The sequence below is a fragment of the Burkholderia sp. SRS-25 genome (assembly GCF_004343765.1).
GTDB classification, from domain to species: domain Bacteria; phylum Pseudomonadota; class Gammaproteobacteria; order Burkholderiales; family Burkholderiaceae; genus Burkholderia; species Burkholderia contaminans.
The window spans coordinates 79,803-100,380 of sequence record NZ_PTXM01000028.1 but is presented as its reverse complement, the minus strand read 5'-3'; the positions used below and the strand labels follow the sequence as shown (position 1 = coordinate 100,380).

At 67.9% G+C, this 20,578-nt stretch carries 17 protein-coding genes; 12 read left to right on the top strand and 5 right to left on the bottom strand.

Going from position 1 to position 20,578, the window contains the following annotated elements:
* A partial coding sequence (locus C5O79_RS33035) for an alpha/beta fold hydrolase (RefSeq protein WP_165935655.1) occupies positions 1-898 on the bottom strand: 898 nt, incomplete at its 3' end.
* On the opposite strand from C5O79_RS33035, the gene C5O79_RS38290 reads away from it, so the two are divergent.
* The 11 genes from C5O79_RS38290 to C5O79_RS32985 all read left to right on the top strand — a co-directional run bounded on the left by C5O79_RS38290 (position 897) and on the right by C5O79_RS32985 (position 13,630).
* A complete protein-coding gene (locus C5O79_RS38290; protein WP_163009088.1) occupies positions 897-1,163 on the top strand; it encodes a hypothetical protein in 267 nt (88 codons plus the stop codon). The genes C5O79_RS33035 and C5O79_RS38290 overlap by 2 nt on opposite strands.
* Before the next feature lie 295 nt (positions 1,164-1,458).
* Positions 1,459-2,598: an ATP-binding protein gene (locus C5O79_RS33030; RefSeq protein ID WP_122478853.1), complete on the top strand. Its 1,140-nt coding sequence runs from the start codon at positions 1,459-1,461 to the stop codon at positions 2,596-2,598.
* Between the two features lie 435 nt (positions 2,599-3,033).
* Positions 3,034-4,191, top strand: a complete 1,158-nt coding sequence (locus tag C5O79_RS33025) for an efflux RND transporter periplasmic adaptor subunit (protein ID WP_122478851.1) — start codon at positions 3,034-3,036, stop codon at positions 4,189-4,191.
* A gap of 20 nt (positions 4,192-4,211) precedes the next feature.
* Entirely contained in the window at positions 4,212-7,355 is a 3,144-nt protein-coding gene (locus C5O79_RS33020; RefSeq protein WP_122478849.1) for a multidrug efflux RND transporter permease subunit, read from the top strand.
* Positions 7,356-7,359: 4 nt separating this feature from the next.
* Positions 7,360-8,802 (top strand): efflux transporter outer membrane subunit, encoded by a 1,443-nt coding sequence (locus tag C5O79_RS33015; protein WP_089444013.1) that lies wholly within the window; start codon positions 7,360-7,362, stop codon positions 8,800-8,802.
* A gap of 110 nt (positions 8,803-8,912) precedes the next feature.
* Complete coding sequence (locus C5O79_RS33010) at positions 8,913-9,602, top strand: response regulator (RefSeq protein WP_046546655.1); 690 nt, start codon at positions 8,913-8,915, stop codon at positions 9,600-9,602.
* A 50-nt stretch (positions 9,603-9,652) separates the two neighbouring features.
* Entirely contained in the window at positions 9,653-9,859 is a 207-nt protein-coding gene (locus tag C5O79_RS33005; RefSeq protein WP_047852816.1) for a hypothetical protein, read from the top strand.
* A 168-nt stretch (positions 9,860-10,027) separates the two neighbouring features.
* A complete protein-coding gene (locus C5O79_RS33000; protein ID WP_122478847.1) occupies positions 10,028-10,675 on the top strand; it encodes a paraquat-inducible protein A in 648 nt (215 codons plus the stop codon).
* On the top strand, positions 10,672-11,319 hold the full coding sequence (locus C5O79_RS32995) for a paraquat-inducible protein A (protein ID WP_122478846.1): 648 nt from the start codon (positions 10,672-10,674) through the stop codon (positions 11,317-11,319). Before C5O79_RS33000 ends, C5O79_RS32995 begins: the two co-directional genes overlap by 4 nt.
* Positions 11,316-12,986 carry an MlaD family protein gene (locus C5O79_RS32990; RefSeq protein ID WP_122478843.1) on the top strand — a complete coding sequence of 557 codons (1,671 nt, stop codon included), beginning with the start codon at positions 11,316-11,318 and terminating at the stop codon, positions 12,984-12,986. The genes C5O79_RS32995 and C5O79_RS32990 overlap by 4 nt, the downstream gene beginning before the upstream one ends.
* Complete coding sequence (locus C5O79_RS32985; RefSeq protein ID WP_046546650.1) at positions 12,983-13,630, top strand: PqiC family protein; 648 nt, start codon at positions 12,983-12,985, stop codon at positions 13,628-13,630. Before C5O79_RS32990 ends, C5O79_RS32985 begins: the two co-directional genes overlap by 4 nt.
* Positions 13,631-13,717: 87 nt before the next feature.
* Here C5O79_RS32985 and C5O79_RS32980 read toward each other — a convergent pair whose 3' ends face one another.
* Both C5O79_RS32980 and C5O79_RS32975 read right to left on the bottom strand, forming a co-directional pair.
* Entirely contained in the window at positions 13,718-14,878 is a 1,161-nt protein-coding gene (locus tag C5O79_RS32980; protein WP_226235264.1) for an AraC family transcriptional regulator, read from the bottom strand.
* Positions 14,878-16,512 carry an AMP-binding protein gene (locus C5O79_RS32975; protein ID WP_131932097.1) on the bottom strand — a complete coding sequence of 545 codons (1,635 nt, stop codon included), beginning with the start codon at positions 16,510-16,512 and terminating at the stop codon, positions 14,878-14,880. The genes C5O79_RS32980 and C5O79_RS32975 overlap by 1 nt, the downstream gene beginning before the upstream one ends.
* A gap of 368 nt (positions 16,513-16,880) precedes the next feature.
* Here C5O79_RS32975 and C5O79_RS32970 point away from each other — a divergent pair, with 368 nt between their 5' ends.
* Positions 16,881-17,981, top strand: a complete 1,101-nt coding sequence (locus C5O79_RS32970) for an AraC family transcriptional regulator (RefSeq protein ID WP_122478839.1) — start codon at positions 16,881-16,883, stop codon at positions 17,979-17,981.
* Between the two features lie 28 nt (positions 17,982-18,009).
* Here the strand turns inward: C5O79_RS32970 and C5O79_RS32965 are convergent, their stop codons facing one another.
* Both C5O79_RS32965 and C5O79_RS32960 read right to left on the bottom strand, forming a co-directional pair.
* The gene (locus tag C5O79_RS32965; protein WP_122479116.1) at positions 18,010-19,515 is read right to left on the bottom strand and encodes a HAMP domain-containing sensor histidine kinase; all 1,506 of its coding nucleotides are present in this window, start codon (positions 19,513-19,515) and stop codon (positions 18,010-18,012) included.
* Positions 19,515-20,234 carry a response regulator transcription factor gene (locus C5O79_RS32960; protein ID WP_039353478.1) on the bottom strand — a complete coding sequence of 240 codons (720 nt, stop codon included), beginning with the start codon at positions 20,232-20,234 and terminating at the stop codon, positions 19,515-19,517. Before C5O79_RS32960 ends, C5O79_RS32965 begins: the two co-directional genes overlap by 1 nt.
* Positions 20,235-20,578: the final 344 nt, after the last annotated feature.

Genomic DNA, 20,578 nt, shown 5'->3' with positions numbered 1-20,578 from the left:
CCGGCCCGACCAAGGCCTCCAAGGGCGGCAACCAAAGCGGTCTCGCGTCCTTGACCGCAAACACCCCGTGCCCGGTCTTGCCAAACGGCGGCTCGACGCTCATCTGCCCGCGCCCACCCGCCCCCTGAAACGCGGCGAACCAGGTCGCCACCACCTCCGGCGCGAAATACTTGTCGTTCTGCACGTAATGCCACAGCACCGGTACCCGCGTCGTGCTCGCGAAATGCCCGATCGTGTCGGCCATCTGCTTCGGATCGCACGGCATGCCGGGATGAGTCGTCGGGTTCCCTCCACGCCCACCCGAGAAGTTCACCACCGCAACCACCCCCTGCGGCGCGTAGCTGGCCGCCGCCAGCGAAGCAAAACCACCCGCCGATTGCCCGACCAGCACGACACGGTTTCGATCCACCTGCGGCAACGTCTGCGCATACCGCACGGCCGCGAGCACATCGCGCGCGGCCTGCTGCCCCGCAGTGAGGTAATCGGGATGCCGGCACGAACCCGCATCCTCTTCATCGACCCCGCCCGTCGCTCCATACCCGCGGCGAATCGGCACGATGACCGCGAAACCGAGCTTCACGAACGTCCGGATCTGCGGCAACGCGCGGTAGCGGCGCACCTTCGGCCGGTCGCGCGGATCGGGCGGGCTGCCGTGGCTCAGCACGATCAGCGGAAAGGGTCCGGGGCCATCCGGCATGTACGTGGTAGCGACGATGTCGCGCGTGCTCGCCCCCTCATCGACCGGCACCTTGATGACGGTTTCATGCAGATCCGGCGTGATGGACGTGTCGTCGACCGCCGTCGCGGCACAGCCGACGACGGAAGCGATCAACGCGCCCGAGATGAGCAACCAGGCTAATCGGCTGGCGATCCGGTTTCGACGAACGACGATGCTCATGGGTGATCTCTCCACGAATCCGCAGCCGACGGCCCACGCTGCCGCGACGCATACGGCAAAGCCGTCAGTGTATCCGGGTGGCGAAGGTGCACGCTGCGGCGGCGCCATTCACGGGCGGATAGACCGGCGCTGCAACTTCAAGCCGAACTTCACCATCCCCAGCGGCAGCGGAAAAACGACGATCTCGCCGCGCGCGTTCCAACGTACACCGAATCATCGTGTCATCCAATGGCCAATTGCGTGCGGTAATATTGCGACTCGATGAAGTGAATAGCAGAATCCCGAGCGGACACCATGATTGAAGAACGCATACTGTCCCGCACACATCGCGCTGTTTGGCCGCTGCCCCTGTCGGCCGGGAACGATCCCGTCGAGGCAAGCCCGGCCTTTTCGGGTCTCGAGCGACATCGCACCTCCGACACACCTGCCGCGGGAAACCTCGACGCCCCGACGCATACCGCTCGCCCGCCTCGATCACACCCCTCCCTTGACGCCACGACCATCCAACCGCGCGACTATCCCGTCGTGAATCGACGCAACGCCACGCTTGGGAGCACGAAATGAAACTCGGTGGTCTGGGCCGCAAGATTGCGGTGTCGATGGCGGAGCTGGCGCTCGGCATCATGCTGATCGTCGTGCTGATGACCTATGTGTTCTACTACGTGATGCTCCGGCACTGGGGCGAGTTCTGCCACCAGGCAAGCTGGATTCCGTCCACCCCCGAGTGGATATGCCTGGGCATCACGCTCCTGATCGGCCTGATACTCGCCATTGTCGTGTCGACCCGGCTCTCGCATCGGATCCTCGTGCCGCTCAACTCGGTCGCGGACAGCATTCGTCGCGTCGCCAGGGGCGACCTGACCGCGCGCGCCGTCGCCGGCGATCGATCGATTCGCGAAGCCGCGCTGATCGCGGACGACTTCAATGCGCTCGCCGCCCAGCTGCAGCGCATGACGGACGAGCAGGCATTCTGGAATGCCGCGATCGCGCACGAACTGCGGACGCCGGTCACGGTCCTGCGCGGGCGGTTGCAGGGGCTGGCCGAAGGCGTCTTTCAGCCCGGCGAGGCGCTGTTCCGAAGCCTGTTGACCCAGGCGGAAGGATTGACGCGCCTGATCGAGGATCTCCGCGTGATCAGCCTCGCCGAAAGCGGGCATCTGAGCGTGAGCCTCCAGGAGACCGATCTGGCGGAGCACGTCAAGGCGGTCGTCGAGATGTTCGAGGATTCGCTGGCCGCGGCCGGTCAACACATGGTGCTCGATCTCGATACGCGGCCCGTGCATTGCGACGCGTTCCGGATGCGCCAGGCGTTGCTCGCGCTGCTGGAGAATGCACGGCGCTACGCGGTGCCCGGTGCGATCCGCATTCACACACGGGTCGAAAACGGTACGTGCCACTTACAGGTCGAAGACGAAGGGCCGGGCATTCCGGCCGATTACGCCGCGCAGATTTTCGATGCGTTCAGGCGCGTGGACGATGACCATTCCAGCCAGAAGGGCGGCAGCGGCCTGGGGCTGGCCGTGGTGGCGGCCATTGCGCAGGCGCACGACGGCGAAGCATCGTGTCGCCCGACCGCGCGCGGCGGCACGTCGTTCACGTTGCACTGGCCCGACCGCCCCGCATCGGTACGCGCGGCGGCACCGAGCCGGAAGGACCTGCCGCCCACCACGCAGCGCACCGTCGATACCGACCCGCGATAAACCGCCCGGTGAGCGGTCGACGCGCCTTGTGCGCCGGCCGCCGCCCCGCCCCCTCGCGCCCCGGCCGCCCTTGCAGCGGAACGGGAGGTGCGCCGGCCCTGATCCATACCCGCGCCGCCCCCAACGAAGCGAACCTCTCACCCGCATCCCCCGGCACCGGCCCGGGTATACCGATGGCGCGCACGGCCACCGGCATTTCATCGGATGATTGCGGCATTCCGGGACGCCCGCGCCGTCCACCCCCGCTTCCTGGTAGCGCCAAGCCGCCCCGGCGTCCGTCATCTTCCCGCTCGCCCCGCCGCCGGACCACCCTCCCGCCAAGCTTTCCCCCCTCCATCAAACCTCCATCTTTCCGCACAAAAAACTCCATCGGGCGCACGCACACTTCGATCCGAAAATGCGGGCCGCTGGGTGCCTGCGTCCCATGGAGTCCATATGAAAAATCAGAAACGAGCCTGCTACGGCGCCGTGTGCGCGCTGGTGGCGGCGATGCTGGCGGCCTGCGGGCCCTCCGAGCAGCAGGCCGCGGCGCCGGCCACCCCGGTTGCGGCGATGACGCTGGCGGGCGCGCCCCTCGACCTGACCGAAGACCTGCCGGGCCGCGTCGCGGCCGTCCGGATCGCCGAGATCCGGCCGCAGGTCAGCGGCATCGTGCAGCGGCGGCTGTTCGAACAGGGCACGGAAGTCCGTGCCGGCCAGCCGCTGTTCCAGATCAACCCGGCGCCGTTCAAGGCCGACATGGACACGGCCGCGGCAGCCCTGCAACGCGCGGAAGCCGCGCTTGCGCGGGCCAAGGTGCAGACCACCCGGCTCAAGCCGCTGGTAGAGGCCGACGCGATCAGCCGCCAGGTGTACGACGACTCGGTGTCGCAACGCGACCAGGCGGCCGCCGACGTCGCGCAGGCGCGCGCGACGCTCGCCCGCCGCCAGCTCGACCTGAAGTTCGCGACCGTCGAAGCACCGATCACCGGCCGCATCGACCAGGCCCTCGTGACCGAGGGTGCGCTGGTCGCGAGCAGCGACAGCCAGCCGATGGCACGCATCCAGCAGATCGACCAGGTCTACGTGGACGTGCGCCAGCCGGCCGCGTCGCTCGAAGCGCTGCGCGGCGCGCTCGCGGCCCAGCCGGACACCGCGGGCAACGGGCTGCCGGTCGACGTGCTGCGCGACGACGACTCGCGCTACGACGTGAAGGGCCGCATGCTGTTCTCGGGCGTCAACGTCGACCCGGGCACCGGCGACGTGCTGCTGCGCGTGCTGGTCGACAACCCGAAGCGCGAGCTGTTGCCGGGCATGTACGTGCGTGCCCGCATCCCGCGTGGGCATTACGAAAACGCGCTGACCGTGCCGCAACAGGCGATCGTCCGCGCGGGCGGCAAGCCGCAGGTCTGGGTGCTCGACGCGAAGAGCCAGGCGCACCTGAAGTCCATCGAAGTCGGCGAGCTGACGAACCGCAGCTATCGCATCAAGTCGGGTCTGCAGGCAGGCCAGAAGGTCGTCGTCGAAGGCATGGAGCGCCTGATCGACGGCGCGACCGTGGCGGCGACCGACTGGAAGGCGCCTGAAGCGGTCAAGACCGCTTCGTCGCACTGAGTCACGGGGAGCCTCCAGTCATGTCCCAATTCTTCATCCGGCGCCCGGTCTTCGCGTGGGTGATCGCCCTCTTCATCATCCTGCTGGGCCTGATCGCCATCCCCGAACTGCCGGTTGCGCGCTATCCGTCGGTCGCGCCGCCGACCGTCACCATTACCGCCACCTACCCGGGCGCCACGCCGCAGACGATGAACGACAGCGTGCTGAGCCTCATCGAGCGCGAGCTGTCCGGCGTCCGGAACCTGCTGTACTTCGAATCGGCGTCGGATACCTCCGGCCAGGCGAAGATCACCGCGACCTTCAAGCCCGGCACCGATTCGGCGATGGCGCAGGTCGAGGTGCAGAACAAGCTCAAGTCGGTCGAGCCGCGCTTGCCGCCGGTCGTGCGGCAAAACGGCGTGATCGTCGAGTCCGCCTCCACCGGCTTCCTGTTGTTCGTCGGCCTGAAGTCGGACAGCGGCCGCTATGACGAAAACGCGCTGGCCGACTACATGGCGCGCAACGTCGTCGAGGACCTGCGCCGTGTCGAAGGCGTCGGCAAGGTGCAGCTGTTCGGCTCCGAACAGGCGATGCGCATCTGGGTCGATCCGCAGAAGCTGATCACCTATGGCCTGTCGATGAACGACCTGACGACGGCCGTCGCCCAGCAGAACGTGCAGATCGCCCCGGGCAGCCTCGGTGCGGCGCCCGCGCTGCCGGGCCAGCGCGTCACCGTGCCGCTCACCGCGCAAGGCCAGCTCACGTCGCCCGAGCAGTTCGCGAAGATCGTGCTGCGCGCGAACGCGAACGGCTCGAAGGTCGTGCTCGGCGACGTCGCGCGGGTCGAGCTCGGCCCGCAGTCGTTCACCTTCGTCAACAGCGAGAACGGCAAGCCCGCGACCTTCGCCGGCGTGCAGCTGGCGCCGGGCGCGAACGCGGTGAAGACCGCCGAGGCCGTGCGCGAGCAACTGGACATGATCGCCAAGACGATGCCGGCCGGCATGACCTACTCGATCCCGTTCGATACCGCACCGTTCGTGAAGATCTCGATCGAGAAGGTGATTCACACGCTGCTCGAAGCGATGGTGCTCGTGTTCCTCGTGATGTACCTGTTCCTGCAGAACGTGCGCTACACGCTGATCCCGGCGATCGTCGCGCCGGTGGCGATGCTCGGCACCTTCACGGTCATGCTGATGACGGGCTTCTCGATCAACGTGCTGACGATGTTCGGCATGGTGCTCGCGATCGGCATCATCGTCGACGATGCGATCGTCGTCGTGGAGAACGTCGAACGCCTGATGGTGGAAGAAGGCCTGTCGCCCAAGGATGCGACGATCAAGGCGATGAAGGAAATCACCGGCGCCATCATCGGCATCACGCTGGTGCTGACGGCCGTGTTCCTGCCGATGGCGATGTCGAGCGGTTCGGTCGGCGTGATCTATCAGCAGTTCACGATGTCGATGGCCGTGTCGATCATGTTCTCGGCCCTGCTCGCGCTGACGCTGACGCCGGCCCTGTGCGCAACGATGCTCAAGCCGGTCGAGCATGGCCACCACGAGAAACGCGGCTTCTTCGGCTGGTTCAACCGCCGCTTCGACCGCATGACGAACTGGTACGAAACGCGCGTCGGCAAGCTGCTCGGCCGCACGGGCCGCGTGATGCTGCTGTTCGTCGCGCTTTCCACCGCGCTGGTGTTCGGCTTCCGCATGCTGCCGTCGTCGTTCCTGCCCGAGGAGGACCAGGGCTACTTCATGACCGGCTTCCTGCTGCCGTCGGATTCGACCGTCGAGCGCACGGGCGACGTGGTCAAGACCCTCGAGAAGCATCTCGCATCGCGTCCGGGCATCGAGTCGAGCATCTCCATCATCGGCTACGGCTTCTCGGGCCTCGGCTCCAACGCGGCGCTGAACTACGCGGTGCTCAAGGACTGGGACAAGCGCGAAGGGGCAAACGCAATGGACGAAGCGATGCGCGCGCAGGTCGCGATGGGCGGCGTGACGGAAGGCACGGTCATGAGCCTGTTGCCGCCGGCGATCGACGGGCTGGGCACCAGCTCGGGCTTCACGATGCGCCTGCAGGATCGCGCGAACCAGGGCTACGCGGCACTCAAGGCGGCTGAAGCCAAGCTGCTCGAACTGGCCGCGCAAAGCAAGGTGGTGACCGGTGTCTATCCGGACAGCCTGCCGGCCGGTACCAGCGTGAAGCTGGATATCGACCGCGAGAAGGCCGAAGCGCTCGGCGTGTCGTTCACGACCATCAGCGACACGCTGTCGGCCGCGATGGGTTCGACCTACGTGAACGACTTCCCGAACGCGGGCCGCATGCAGCAGGTGATCATCCAGGCGGATGCCCCGGCACGCATGCAGATCGAGAACGTGATGAAGCTCTACGTGCGCAACGCGACCGGCGGCATGGTGCCGCTGTCCGAAGTGGTGCGTCCGGTCTGGTCGGAAACCCCGCTGCAGATGGTGCGCTTCCAGGGTTACCCGTCCGCACGGATCTCCGGCGGCTCGGCCCCCGGCTACTCCAGCGGCGCGGCCATGGCCGAGATGGAACGTCTGGCCGCGCAGTTGCCGCCGGGCTTCACGGTGGCGTGGACCGGCCAGTCGCTGCAGGAGCGCGAGTCGGCTTCGCAGGCGCCGATGCTGATGGCGCTGTCGATGGTCGTCGTGTTCCTGGTGCTCGCGGCGCTCTACGAGAGCTGGGCGATTCCGCTGTCGGTGATGCTGGTGGTGCCGCTCGGCCTGATCGGCGCGCTCGGCGCCGTGATGCTCCGCGGGATGCCGAACGACGTGTTCTTCAAGGTCGGGATGATCACCGTGATCGGCCTGTCGGCGAAGAACGCCATCCTGATCGTGGAAGTCGCGAAGCAGTTGCGCGAGGAAGGCATGGGGCTGATCGAGTCGGCCGTGAAGGCATCCAGGCTGCGTCTGCGCCCGATCCTGATGACCTCGCTCGCGTTCGGCCTCGGCGTCGTCCCGCTGATGATCGCGACCGGCGCGAGCGCCGAAACGCAGCACGCGATCGGCACCGGCGTGTTCGGCGGCATGGTGACCGCCACCGTGCTGGCCATTTTCTTCGTTCCGGTCTTCTACGTGTTCGTGATGAGCATCCAGGAACGCATCTCGGCATGGCGCGCATCCGGCAAGAAGCCCGCCGCCGTGACCCACGAACATGAAGGTTGATGCCATGCGATTACTCATTCTTTCCGCAGCGGTTTCCGCGGCGCTCGCGCTGTCGGCGTGCTCGATGGCGCCGAAGCTGGTCAAACCCGAAATGCCGGTGCCGACCGCCTATACGACCGCTGTCGCGGCCGACCAGCACGCGAACGCGGCCGATCTCGGCTGGCGCTCGATGTTCGGCGACCGCCGCCTGCAGCGCCTGATCGAGCTCGCGCTCGAGAACAACCGCGACCTGCGCCTGGCCGCGCTGAACGTCCAGGCTGCCGAAGCGCAGTACGGCATCCAGCGTTCGGCGCGCCTGCCGTCGATCGGCGCCGGCGCGAGCTTCACGCGCCAGCGCACGGCCGCCGACTCGCAATCGAACCCGCCGCTGCTCGAAAACACGCAGAACCAGTACGGCGTGAACATCGGTCTCAGCGCGTTCGAGATCGACCTGTTCGGCCGCGTGAAGTCGCTGTCGGATGCGGCGTTCGCGCGCTACCTCGCGACCGATCACGGCCGCCGGGCGGTGCAGATCGCGCTCGTCGGCTCCGTGGCCAACGCGTATTTCGCCGAGCGCCTCGCGCAAGAGCAGCGCGCGCTGTCCGAGCGCACGCTGAACGACTGGCGCCAGTCGCTCGACCTCGCGCGCCGCCTCAAGCTCGCCGACCAGGCGAGCGGCGTCGACATCGCGCAGGCCGAAGGCCAGGTCGCGAGCGCCAGCGCCGATCTCGAGGCGCGTTCGCGCGCCGTCGAGCAGGCGGGCAACGCGCTGCGGCTGCTGGTCGGCACCGACCTGCCGAAGAACCTGCCCGATCCGCTGTCGCTGGAACGCCAGCCGGTGATGACCAAGCTGCCGGCCGGATTGCCGTCGGAATTGCTGTACCGCCGGCCGGACATCCAGCAGGCCGAGCAGAATCTCGTCGCCGCCAACGCCGACATCGGCGCGGCGCGCGCGGCATTCTTCCCGCGCCTGTCGCTGACGTCGTCGATCGGCTTCCTCAGCCCGGGGCTCGGCAGCCTGTTCGATGGCGGCCAGCGTGTGTGGAGCTTCGCGCCGCAGGTCACGCTGCCGATCTTCCAGGGCGGCCGGCTGCGATCCGAGCTGAATCTCGCGGAAGTGCGCAAGTCCAGCGCGGTCGTCGAGTACGAACGCTCGATCCAGACCGCGTTCCGCGAAGTGGCCGACGGCCTCGCCGGGCGCGAAACCTTCAGCCGCCAGATCGACGCGCAGACGAAGGTCGTCAAGAGCGCCGAGCGCCGTACCGACCTCGTGAACCTGCGCTATCGCGCCGGCATCGAGGATCGGCTGGAACTGCTCGACTCGCAGCGCCAGCTGTATGCCGCGCGCCAGACGTTGCTGGATCTGCGCAACGCCGAACTGGGTAACGCGGTCGCGCTCTACAAGGCGCTCGGTGGCGGGCTGACCGACACCGACGTGCCTCCCGCCAACAGCGTGGCAAAAAACTGAGCAATGGGCCGTCGCCCATCCGTTCGCGACGACTGAAAGCACGGTGAAGTCCGGCGGCGCACGTGCCGCGCCGCCGGCCCTAACGGTCACGCTCACTTCCAGTGAACCCGATGAACCCTCTGATACTCATTGCCGAAGACGATCCGGAGATCGCCGACATACTCCACGCGTACCTCGCCCACGACGGCTTTCGCACTTACCGCGTCGGTCACGGCCAGGCCGTGCTCGACGTGCAGCCCGTGCTGAAGCCCGACCTGATCCTGCTCGACGTCAGGATGCCGAAGAAGGACGGCTGGGAAGTCCTGGTCGAACTGCGCCGCCGCAGCGACACGCCGATCGTCATCATCACGGCGCTCGACCGCGAGATCGATCGCTTGCAGGGGCTGCGTTTCGGCGCGGACGACTACATCACGAAGCCGTTCAATCCGGCCGAGGTGGTCGCGCGCATCCGCGCGATCCTGCGTCGTTTCGAAGCGGCCACGTCCGGGCGCTTCATCAAGGTCGGCAACCTCGAAATCGATACGCAAAGCTATCTGACCACGGTCCGCACCGACACCGGAGAAACCGGCGTCTCGCTGACGCTGACCGAATTCCGGCTGCTCGCGCACCTGGCCGGCTCGCCGAACCGCGTGTTCACGCGCAGCGAACTGATCGACGCCTGCCTCGCCGACGTCGATGCGCTGGAGCGCACCGTCGACAGCCATATCAGCCGGTTGCGCAAGAAGCTCGAATGCGCGGGCGCGTCCGGGGTGCCGGAGGTGATGCGCGGGGTCGGCTACCGGCTGCGCAGCACCCAGTGACCGCGCGTCCAAGATCGCGGCGGCGCGCGGCGCGGATCGTCGGCCTCCTGATGGTTGCTGCCGTGCTGACGATCGCGACCGGATGGTTCGTCGCCTATGGCGTGATCCTGGCCGTTTCGTCTCCCGCGACCGACAACCCGATCGCGGTGGTGATCCGGGAGACGCCGAGCTATCTGATGCTGGCAGCGGTATTGCTGGCCGCGCTGGTCGCGACGATCGTCGATCTCGTCAGGCTGGCGCGCACGACGGGTTCATAGCAACAAGCCGACGCTGATTGCACGCCTGGGGCCACGCTGCGACTCCCTTGTTTTTGCGATGAAAACGCAACGCGTTCAAGCCCATCCCGGCTCCATCATTTCTCCATCAAACCGCACAAAAGCGTCCATCGACGCCAAGCACACTGCGAAGCCCATCATCGAGAACGCATGCGCGAGCAACACGAACCCATGGACACGTTTCCGGCCCTGATCGCCTGCGAGCATTGCGACAGCGTCTACCGACGCCGCGCGCTGGCGCCGCACGAGGTCGCGCGTTGCGAGCGCTGTTCGGCCGTGCTGTTTCGCTCGAGCTGGCTCGATGTCGACCGGTGGCTCGCGCTGGCGATTGCGGCAGGCGTGGTGTTTGCCATCGCCAACCTCTGCCCGATCATGCGGATCAGCGTGCAGGGGCTGCATAGCGAAGCCACGCTGTGGCAATCCGCGCTCGCGCTGGCCAAAGGCTTCGCCGCGCCGATCGCGATTCCGACGGCGCTCGCCATCGTGGTGGTGCCGTTCCTGCAGATCGCCACGCTGATCTGGTTGCTGGCCTTTGCCCGTGCAGGGCATCGCGCGCCCGCGTTCGGCCCGCTGATGCGGCTGCTCGTCGCGCTGCGACCGTGGAGCATGATCGAGGTCGGATTGCTCGGCATCCTGATCGCCATCATCAAGCTGTCCAGCATCATGCAGATCATTCCCGGCGCGGGCTTGTGGGCCACGGCCGTGCTGATGGTGCTGATCCCGCTGATCGCGGGCCACGATACGCGCCAGCTATGGGACTGGGTCGTGCCGGTGGAACCCGCCGGAGGCCGCCCGTGAGCCTGCCCGTGCGCGCCAGTCAGTTGGGCATGGTCGGGTGCCATGCGTGCGGCCTCGTCTGCCGGCCCCACGCCTGCGCCGCGCGGGATGCGCACGCGCATGGCGCCGAAGCGGAACGCTGCCCGCGCTGCGGGTCGGCGCTGCACGCGCGCCGCCCGGACAGCCTCGTGCGCGCGTGGGCGCTGCTGATCGCCAGCCTGATCTTCTACCTCCCGGCCAACCTGTTGCCGGTGATGCGCACCACGCTGCTCGGCAGCCACAGCGAATCGACGATTCTCAGCGGCGTCGTGGTGTTCTGGAAAGCCGGCTCGTACGGCATCGCGTCGGTGATCTTCATCGCGAGCGTCGTCGTGCCGTGCACGAAATTTCTCGCGCTCGGCACGTTGCTCGTCACGACGGGCCGGCGCAGCGTGTCGGCCATGCGCGAGCGGGCCGTGCTGTATCGCGCGGTCGAGCTGGTCGGCTACTGGTCGATGCTCGACGTGCTGGTCGTCGCGATCATCTGTGCGCTGGTGAAGTTCGGTCCGCTGTCCGAGATCGAGCCGCGCGCCGGCATTTTGTTTTTCGGCATGGTCGTCATTCTCACGATGCTGTCTGCGATGAGTTTTGACCCACGCCTCATTTGGGACGCCGAAGAAGCATGAATCCTGCATCCGGCCCGCAAGGCCTCGAACCCCACGACCCGCCCGTGACGCGCAACCGCCTGCGGCTTTCGCTCGTCTGGCTCGTGCCGCTCGTCGCGGCATTGATCGGCCTGTCGATGGTGATCCACGCGTGGTTGTCCGTCGGACCGGAAATCACGATCACGTTCAACACCGCGCAAGGCCTCGAAGCCGGCAAGACACCCGTCAAGTACAAGGACGTCGTGATCGGCACCGTGACCGCCATCTCGCTGAGCGACGACAGTTCGCACGTCGTCGCGACGGTATCGTTCGTGAAGAATGCGCGCAACCTCATTCGCGACGACACGCGCTTCTGGGTCGTGCGGCCGCGCGTCGGCATGAGCGGCGTATCGGGCATCGATACGCTGTTTTCCGGCGCCTACATCGGCATGGACACGGGCCGCTCGGCGCAATCGCGGAAGGCCTACACCGGGCTCGAGACGCCGCCCACCGTCATCAACGGCATGCCGGGGACGAGCTTCGCGCTGCGCGCCACCGATCTCGGCTCGCTCGATATCGGCTCGCCGGTCTATTACCGCCACCTGATGGTCGGGCACGTCGCGTCGTACAAGCTCGACATGCAGCGCCGCGACATGAACCTGCAGGTGTTCGTCGATGCGCCGTACGACCGCCTGGTGACGACCGATACGCGCTTCTGGAACGCGAGCGGGATGGACCTGTCGCTCGACGCGAACGGCCTGAAGCTGAAGACCCAGTCGGTCGCGACGATCGTGGGTGGCGGCATCGCGTTCGCGACGCCGGACGACAGCGATGCGGCGGCAGCCCGTGCAGGCAGCCTGTTTACGCTCGCCGACAACGAAACGTCCGCGATGGCGGCTCCGGACGGGCCGTCCCAGCTCATCCGGCTGCGCTTCGAGCAGCCGTTGCGCGGGCTCGCGGTCGGGGCGCCGGTGGAATTCTCCGGCATCAACATGGGCAAGGTGGTATCGACCCAGCTCGACTTCGACCGCGCCACCCGGCGCTTCCAGTCCATCGTCATGGTGAAGGTCTATCCGTATCGGCTCGGCCCCGTCATCGAGAAGCTGCAGAAGACCGAAGGCAACGGCAATCCGCGCGCGGCCCAGTTTCTCGCGGGCCTGGTCGAGCACGGGCTCCGTGCGCAGGCGCGTACCGGCAACCTGCTGACGGAGCAGCTCTACATATCGTTCGATTTCGTGAAGAACGCGCCGAAGGTGCCGTTCGATGCGAATGCCACGCCGCTGACGCTGCCCACCGTGGCGAGCACGTTCGACAAGCTGCCGGAGCAGCTCGCCGACATCGTCGACAAGATCAACAAGCTGCCGCTGGAGTCGATCGGCAAGCATGTCGATTCGAGCCTGACGAACCTGGACGCGACGCTCAGGCAGGTCAACGGCCAGTTGCTGCCGTCGACGACGCGCGCGCTCGACCAGGCGAACCAGACGTTCGGCGCGCTGCGCCAGGGCATCGCCGAGGACGGCCCGCTTCAGGAAAACCTGGCGAACACGCTGACCGAAGTCCAGCGCACCGCGCGCTCGTTGCGCACGCTCACCGACATGCTGGGCCGCCGTCCCGACGCGCTGCTCCGGGGCACCGGCGCCGATCATGCGCCGATCGCGCCTGTCGCCCCTTCCACCTCGCCTGTCCAGCAGGAGCCACGACAACCATGAGCTTCCCGATTCGCGCCAGGACGATCGCCCTGGGCGCCGGCGCCGTCATCGCGCTGACCGCCTGCGCGTCGAACCCGGTGCATTACTACACGCTCGTTTCGCCGGCCGCGTCCGCGACGGCAACGACAACGGCGACGGCGACGGTCGCGCGCACCACCGCACCGCCGGCGATCAACGTATTGCCGGTCGGCATCCCCGCCCAGCTCGACCAGCAACAGATGGTCGTGCGCAGCGGGACGGGCACCGCGCTGATACTCGACAACGAACGCTGGGTCGCCCCGCTCGGCGACGAGCTGCGCGCGGCGCTTTCGTCGGCGCTCGTCGAGCAGCTGGGCGCGCGCAACGTCACCGGCCTGCCGCGTCCGTCGAACCAGGCCGTCATGAGCATTCGTACGCAGGTGCGCCGCTTCGATGCTTGGCCCGGCAGCATGGCCCAGTTCGAAGCCGATTGGGTCGTCGGCGTGCAGCAGGACACGCCGGGCGCGCGCATTTCGTGCAGCACGCGGCTCAGCGAAGCCGCACCCGGAGGCTACGCGGACATGGTGCGTGTGCAACAGCGCATGATCGAGCAGTTCGCCGCGCGGATCGCGAGCACGGTGCGCAGCTTCGGCAACGGGCGTCCCGCCTGCCCCGCCGATTCGTAAACCGTCCCGCCGAGGGGAGCCGTCCATGGGAGCGCGCGAAGGTATCCGGTTATGGGAACCGGCTACCTTGACGCGCGACGCGCCCCGTTACACGCGCCGCCGGTAAGTGCCCGGCGTGCTCCCTGTCCAGTGCCGGAACGCGCGATGAAACGCGCTCGGATCGTCGAAGCCGATGTCGGCGCCGATCGCCGCGATCGTGTCGGGCGTATCGGTCAGCCGCTGGATCGCGATGTCGCGCCGCAGTTCGTCCTTGAGCACCTGGAACGTCGTCCCTTCGGCGGCCAGGTGGCGGCTCAGCGTGCGCACCGAGCAATGCAGGTGCTCGGCCGCCTGGTCGATCACCGGCAGGTCGGGCAACGCTTCCGACAGGTACTGCCGCACGCGATGGCATACGAGCTGTTCGCTGAACGATTCGAAGATCCAGTCGCCCGGTGCGCGCGCGAGGAACTTGCGCAGGTTGCGCTTGCTCTGCCGGATCGGCGCGTCGAGGTAATCCGCGCTGAAGCGCATCAGCGTGCGCTCGCAGTCGAACTGCACGGCGCCGGTGAAGAAGTACAGATGTTCGACCGCATGGCGCGGCCGCGGGCACGCGAACTCGATCTGCAGCAGCGGGATCTTCTGCCCGATCAGCCAGGAGCACACCCCGTGCACGAGCTTGAGCATCAGTTCCTGGCCGAGCGCGCCGATCGGGCCGATGGCGTCGTTCGGGCGCAGCACCACCTGCGCGACGAGACCGTCGCGCTTCGATTCGACGAAGAAATCGTCCAGCAGGATATGGAAGAATTGCCCGAAACGATGCAGCGCCGTTTCGAGGTTGCGTGCATCGAGCAGGCTCAGGCACAGGTACTTCAGCGTGCCGCCGCGCAGCGGGCGCGAGAAGATGCCGGGCATCTCGTCGTCGAGTTCGATCGCGAGCGTGCGGTACAGCGTCGAGAACTGTTCCTCCGTCACGCGCGCGTGCGGTTCGCCGAGCAGCTCGATCGGGATGCCGGCCCCGCCCAGGTAGCGCTCGACCACGTCGCGCTGCACGGCCGCGCTTGCGAGGAAGCCGTTGACGAGCGAGATCGGCACCGTCGCGCTCGGCGACGGCAGCGCACGCCCGGGTGCGGGCCCGGGCTGGGCGGAAAGTGAATCTGAACCGGTCATCGCGTCCCCGTCGATCGAACCGCTCGCATTGTACTTGAGCGGCCCGCGCGGAGCCTTCCGGGCCGTCGGCACGCCGGGCATTGCGCTGCGCGCCGACGCCATCAGTCGGTGCGGCTGAGTTCCCGGCGCAGGATCTTGCCGACGGTCGACTTCGGCAGCCGGTCGACGAAGCGAATCAGCTTCGGCACCTTGTAGGCCGCGAGGCTCTCGCGGCAATGCGCGACGAGTTGCGCCTCCGTCACGTCCGCGTCCTGCGCCAGCACCACGAACAGTTTCACGGCCTCGCCCGTGCGCGCGTCCGGCACGCCGATGCACGCGCATTCGGCCACGCCCGGCACGGCGGTCGCGACCGCTTCCACCTCGTTCGGGTACACGTTGAAGCCCGACACGATGATCATGTCCTTCTTGCGGTCGACGATCCGCAGGAAACCGGCTTCGTCGAACACGCCGACGTCGCCGGTGCGGAAATAGCCGTCGGCCGTGAACGCGGCCGCATTCGCGTCCGGCTTCTGCCAGTAGCCGTCCATCACCTGCGGCCCCTTCACGCAGATCTCGCCCGCGCCGCCGATCGCCACCTCGTTGTCCTGCTCGTCGAGCAGCTTGACGTCGGTCGACGGCAGCGGCAGGCCCGTGGTGCCCGTGAACGAGTCGATCGACTGCGGGTTGAACGACACGACCGGCGACGTTTCCGACAGCCCGTAGCCCTCGCGGATGAAGTTGCCCGTCACCGCCTTCCAGCGCGACGAGATCACGTCGATCACGGCCGCGCCGCCGCCGGCCGACAGCTTCAGCCGCGACCAGTCGACTTCCGTCAGGCGCGGATGGCCGGCGAGCCCCGCGTACAGCGTGTTCACGCCGACGAACACCGTCGGCCGCGCGGCCTTCAGCACGTCGATGAAGCCGTCCATGTCGCGCGGGTTCGCGATCAGCCAGTTCTGCGCGCCGATCGCGAAGTAGGACAGGAAGTTCACCGTCAGCGCGAAGATGTGATACATCGGGATTGCCGTGACGACGACCTCCTCGCCCGGCTCGCGTGCGGCCGGCACGATCGCGCCGAACTGCTCGATGTTCGCGACGAGGTTGCGGTGCGACAGCGCGGCGCCCTTCGACAGGCCGGTCGTGCCGCCCGTGTACTGCAGCAACAGCAGGTCCTCGCCGCCCAGCGCAACCGGTTCGAACGTGAGCGATTCGCCGGCGGCAATGGCCTCCGCGAGCGGGACCGACCCGGGCGGCAGCGCGTCGCAGGTCCCGGCCGGCGCATCGACGACGCCGAGATCGCCGCGCCCGACGCTCAGCACGGTGCGCACGCGCGTGCCGCCGACCACTTCGGCGAACGTGCCCATCGACCCGCCGCACACCAGCGCGACTTCGACGCCCGCGTCGTTGAGTTGATGCTCGAGCTCGCGCGCCGTGTAGAGCGGGTTCACGTTGACCTGGATCGCGCCGATCTTCGCGACCGCGACGAACGCGACCGGAAACGCGAGCACGTTGGGCAGCATCACGGCCACGCGATCGCCCTTGCGCACACCCACGACCTGCTGCAGATAGGCGGCCAGCGCGGTCGACAGGCGGTCGACGTCGGCATAGGTGAGCGTGCGGCCATACGAGCGGAACGCCGGGCGATCGGCGTATTGGCGCATCGCGTCGTCCAGCAGCGCGCTTACGGAAGGAAAGCGATCGGGATCGATCTCGGCGGGGATCGAGCCATACGACCCGGTCCAGTGTCTCTTCGTCATGTCTCACTCCACGGGGGACGGCGCGCCGGCCGCGCCGTTCGCACGATGGCCTGCACGCCGGAGAAGCGCGGACCATCGCCTGACCGGCGACTATCGCCCGTGCAGCGCACTTTGAAAATGATCCCGGCGGCCGAAAAGATGATCGAAACGGACATATGCGCCGCGCCTGTCCAGACAACTTCGCCGAATGCCGCCGACGTGGCCGGCCGCGACGCTCCGGGCCGGCTGCAGCGATACGGGCGCCACCGAAGCCCGCTGCGCCGGGTGGCGCCGGCGCGCGTATCAGGGTGAACCCTGTGGCGCCTGGGACCGATCCCGCGCAGAATTGCGTGCCGTCAACGATATCGATTCGGACGCAGGATGCTCCCATGCCGCGCAGTGCGCTCTTGAACCCGACGACCGCCCGCGCAGCCCGCCTGCCGGACGTCGAGCCGACCCACCCATTGCGCCAGCAGCGCTTCACGCCGGCCAAGCTGGCCGTGCTGCTCGACGTGGCCGCGCAAGCCGGCCTCGACCCGGCAGCGGTGCTCGACGGTACCGGCCTCACGCCGGCCGCCGTCGCGGACCCGTTCACGCTCACGTCGCCGCTGCAGTTCCTCACGGCCGCGCGCAATGCGATCGGCCGCTACGACGGCACCGATCTCGGCGTGCGCGTCGGCCACCGGCTGCACGTGTCGAGCTACGGGATGTACGGCTACGCGATGCTGTGTTCGGAATCGCTCGCGCACGCGTTCGAATCCGCCGTCAAATATCACCGGCTCGCGAACGGCATGCTCGCGATCCGCTGGGTCGAACAGGGCGACATCGTGTCGTGGCAGTTTCCCGACCGGCACGAAGTCGCGCTACCCGATCTCGACGAGCCGCTGTACCGCTTCCTGATCGACATGCAGTTCGCGCTGCACGTGACGATCATCAAGGACGTGATGGGAGCGTGGTGCGTGCCGGCGCGCGCGCAGTTCGCGCAGCCGCAGCCGGTGCACGCGGCGCTGCTGGCCGATGCGCTCGAATGCCCGATCGCCTTCGACCAGCCGCATCATGTGCTCAGCTACCCGGCCGCGTGGCTCAAGCGCGCACCGCAGCTCGCGAATCCGATTACCGCCGCGCAGGTGTCGTCGCATTGCGCGAGCCTGCTCGATGAATTGCGCAGCCAGGCCGGTGTCACGCGGCGCGTGTACCAGGAACTCACGCGCACGCCCGGGCAGTTTCCGGACATCGACGCGATCGCGGCGATCCTGTGCATCACGTCGCGCACGCTGCGCCGCAAGCTCGAAGCCGAAGGCACGTCGTACAGCGAACTGCTGGCGAGCGTGCGCAAGGCGCTCGCGATCGACTATCTGGGCACGACCACGCTCAGCACCGAGGACATCGCATTGGCGCTCGGCTTCAGCGACGCCGTGGGGTTTCGCCACGCGTTCAAGCGCTGGACCGGCGTGACGCCGAGTGACGTTCGGCGCAAGCGCGGCGGTTGAACGCGGGCGTGACCGGCGCTGACGACGATCAGCGCCCGTCGCCGGCCGCAGGCGTGGCCACCGCCAGCGCGAACTCGAACACAGCACCGCGCCCGGCCCGATCCACCAGCCGGATACTGCTGCCGTTGAGCGCCAGCATCCGGTGCACGATCAGCAGCCCGAGCCCGCCGCTCGTCACCGCGCCGCCGCTCATCGGCCGCTGCGGCCGCTGGAACAGCCCGTCGCGCCGCGCCGCCGGAATCCCTTCGCCGGTATCGGCCACGGTCACGAGCACGCGGTCGCCGCGCGGCTCGAGCGCGACCTCGACCTCGCCGTGCGCGGGCGTGTGCCGCAGTGCGTTGTCGAGCAGGTTGGTCAGCACGCGCTCGATCATCCCGAGATCGGCCGACACGACCGGCACCCGCGGCGGAATCCGCGCATGCAGCGCGACGCCGCGCGCCTGCGCGGTCAGCTCGAATTTCTGGAACACGTCCTGCACGAGATCGACGAGCGAGAACGGCTCGCGCTCGGCCTGCACGCCGCCCGATTCGAGCCGCGCGAGCTCGAACAGCGCCTGCGCGAGCCGGCCGACCTTCGCGCTCTGCGCGAGCGCGATCGACAGGTAGCGCCGCCGTTCGTTCTCGGCAAGCGTGTCCGACTTCAGCGACAGCGTCTCCAGGTAGCCGTGCAGCGACGTGAGCGGCGTGCGCAGGTCGTGCGAGATGTTCGTGATCAGTTCGCGCCGCTGCTGATCCTGGTGCGTCAGCGCGCGCCACTGGTCGCCGATCCGGTCGGCCATCTGCGCGAACGCGGATTCGAGCACGACGATGTCGTCGCCGCGCCGGCCCGGCCGCGAGCGCGGCACCGGCGGCTGCGTGTCGGGCGTACCGTTCGCGTCGAAGCGGCGCATCGCGTCCGTCAGCCGGCGCAGCGGGCGCGTGATGAAGCTGAATGCGGTAAGGCCCGCGAGCAGGCCGAGCAGCGCGACCAGCGCCATCGACCACAGCGTCGTGCGCAATACGTTGCCGGCATCGACGCGCGCGGCCAGCTGGTCGTGCGCCTCGCCGAGCAGCACCACGTAGATGTAGCCCGACGGCGGCTGCCCCGCCAGCTGCAGCGGCGCGGCGCTGAACACCTTGCGCGCATCCGGGCTGCGCGGGTCGTCGCCGAGGATCGGCAGCGGCTCGCCCGCGATGAAGCGTTGCACGGGCGCGAGATCGACGCGGTCGCGCTTCACGTGGCCCGGCGGCGCATCGTCGCCCTTGATCCGCCCTGCGTTGTCGAGCAGATAGACCTCGACACTCGGGTTCACGCCCATCAACTGGCCGAACAATGTGCGCACGGCGTCCGGACGCAGCCCGTTCGCGTCCATCAGCGGCGCGCTGTGGGTCACGCTGTTGACGATATTCGCGGCCAGGTCGCGCGACAGCCCTTGCACGACTTCCTGCTCGCGCATGTCGTTCGCGCGGATCTGCAGCCACGCGGACGCGCCCGAGCACGCAAGCAGCAGCACCGAGAACACGAGCGACAGCCGCTGGGTAAGGGTGAGCTTCATCATGCGTCCCGCTGGCCCGGCGCGGCGAGCTTGTAGCCGCGGCCCCACACGGTGAGGATCCGCACGGGCTCGGCCGGATCGGCCTCGATCTTCGCGCGCAGCCGGTTGATGTGGGTGTTGACCGTGTGCTCGTAACCTTCGTGCTGGTAGCCCCACACGGCATTGAGCAGGTCCATCCGCGAGAACACCTTGCCCGGGTGCCGCGCGAAGAAATACAGCAGGTCGAATTCGCGCGGCGTGAGGTCGATGCGCGCGCCGTCCACGCTCGCCTCGCGCGCGATCGGGTCGATCGCCAGCCCCGCGACGTCGAGCGTGCCCGCGTCGATCCGCGAATCGCGCGCGAGCGCATCGACGCGCCGCAGCAGCGCCTTCACGCGCGCGACGAGTTCGAGCACGGAGAACGGCTTGGCCAGATAGTCGTCGGCGCCGAGCTCGAGGCCGAGGATCCGGTGCACCTCGCTCGAACGCGCACTGGTGATGATGATCGGCGTGTAGCGCGTCATCGCGCGCGCGCGCCGGCAGATTTCGAGGCCGTCGACGCCCGGCAGCATCAGGTCGAGGATCAGCGCATCCCAACCGCCCTGTTCGAGCAGGCGCAGCCCCTCGGCGCCGTCCGCGCTGTGCACGACCTCGTAGCGCTCGTCGCGCAGGTGCAGGCTCAGTACATCGGCGATATCGGCGTCGTCCTCGACGATCAGGATGCGTTTCGGTTGATCCATGGCGGTGGGCGGCGGCACGTCGGTGCCTGGTATCGGTTCGGGCCGGCCCCGGTCCGGCTGGCCGGATGCGCGAGGGCGAATGGCGGCAGCGGCCGCTCTGCCGCCATTGTGCAAAATTTTGGAGCGGCGAGTGATCACAATTCATTTAACTTTGGATTGTGCCTCTTCCGCGAGCCAATGCCGGCAGGGCTTCCTGCTCCGCCCCTAAAATTAGATCCGTCGCGTGCCGACACGAACACTAGATGGACACTAAAAACCGAACGCACATTGCTGCGGCGTGCCGCCTCACCACCACTCCGGTGCGACAGCGCCTGTCACATGCCGCGCAGCCGATGGTCACCGCA

Excerpts from the sequence above, each read along its gene's own strand:
- C5O79_RS38290 (WP_163009088.1), top strand. The coding sequence starts at position 897 with ATGGGTGATCTCTCCACGAATCCGCAGCCGACGGCCCACGCTGCCGCG.
- C5O79_RS33030 (WP_122478853.1), top strand. The coding sequence starts at position 1,459 with ATGAAACTCGGTGGTCTGGGCCGCAAGATTGCGGTGTCGATGGCGGAG.
- C5O79_RS33025 (WP_122478851.1), top strand. The coding sequence starts at position 3,034 with ATGAAAAATCAGAAACGAGCCTGCTACGGCGCCGTGTGCGCGCTGGTG.
- C5O79_RS33020 (WP_122478849.1), top strand. The coding sequence starts at position 4,212 with ATGTCCCAATTCTTCATCCGGCGCCCGGTCTTCGCGTGGGTGATCGCC.
- C5O79_RS33015 (WP_089444013.1), top strand. The coding sequence starts at position 7,360 with ATGCGATTACTCATTCTTTCCGCAGCGGTTTCCGCGGCGCTCGCGCTG.
- C5O79_RS33010 (WP_046546655.1), top strand. The coding sequence starts at position 8,913 with ATGAACCCTCTGATACTCATTGCCGAAGACGATCCGGAGATCGCCGAC.
- C5O79_RS33005 (WP_047852816.1), top strand. The coding sequence starts at position 9,653 with ATGGTTGCTGCCGTGCTGACGATCGCGACCGGATGGTTCGTCGCCTAT.
- C5O79_RS33000 (WP_122478847.1), top strand. The coding sequence starts at position 10,028 with ATGCGCGAGCAACACGAACCCATGGACACGTTTCCGGCCCTGATCGCC.
- C5O79_RS32990 (WP_122478843.1), top strand. The coding sequence starts at position 11,316 with ATGAATCCTGCATCCGGCCCGCAAGGCCTCGAACCCCACGACCCGCCC.
- C5O79_RS32985 (WP_046546650.1), top strand. The coding sequence starts at position 12,983 with ATGAGCTTCCCGATTCGCGCCAGGACGATCGCCCTGGGCGCCGGCGCC.
- C5O79_RS32980 (WP_226235264.1), bottom strand. The coding sequence starts at position 14,878 with ATGGCGTCGGCGCGCAGCGCAATGCCCGGCGTGCCGACGGCCCGGAAG.
- C5O79_RS32975 (WP_131932097.1), bottom strand. The coding sequence starts at position 16,512 with ATGACGAAGAGACACTGGACCGGGTCGTATGGCTCGATCCCCGCCGAG.
- C5O79_RS32970 (WP_122478839.1), top strand. The coding sequence starts at position 16,881 with ATGCCGCGCAGTGCGCTCTTGAACCCGACGACCGCCCGCGCAGCCCGC.
- C5O79_RS32965 (WP_122479116.1), bottom strand. The coding sequence starts at position 19,515 with ATGAAGCTCACCCTTACCCAGCGGCTGTCGCTCGTGTTCTCGGTGCTG.
- C5O79_RS32960 (WP_039353478.1), bottom strand. The coding sequence starts at position 20,234 with ATGGATCAACCGAAACGCATCCTGATCGTCGAGGACGACGCCGATATC.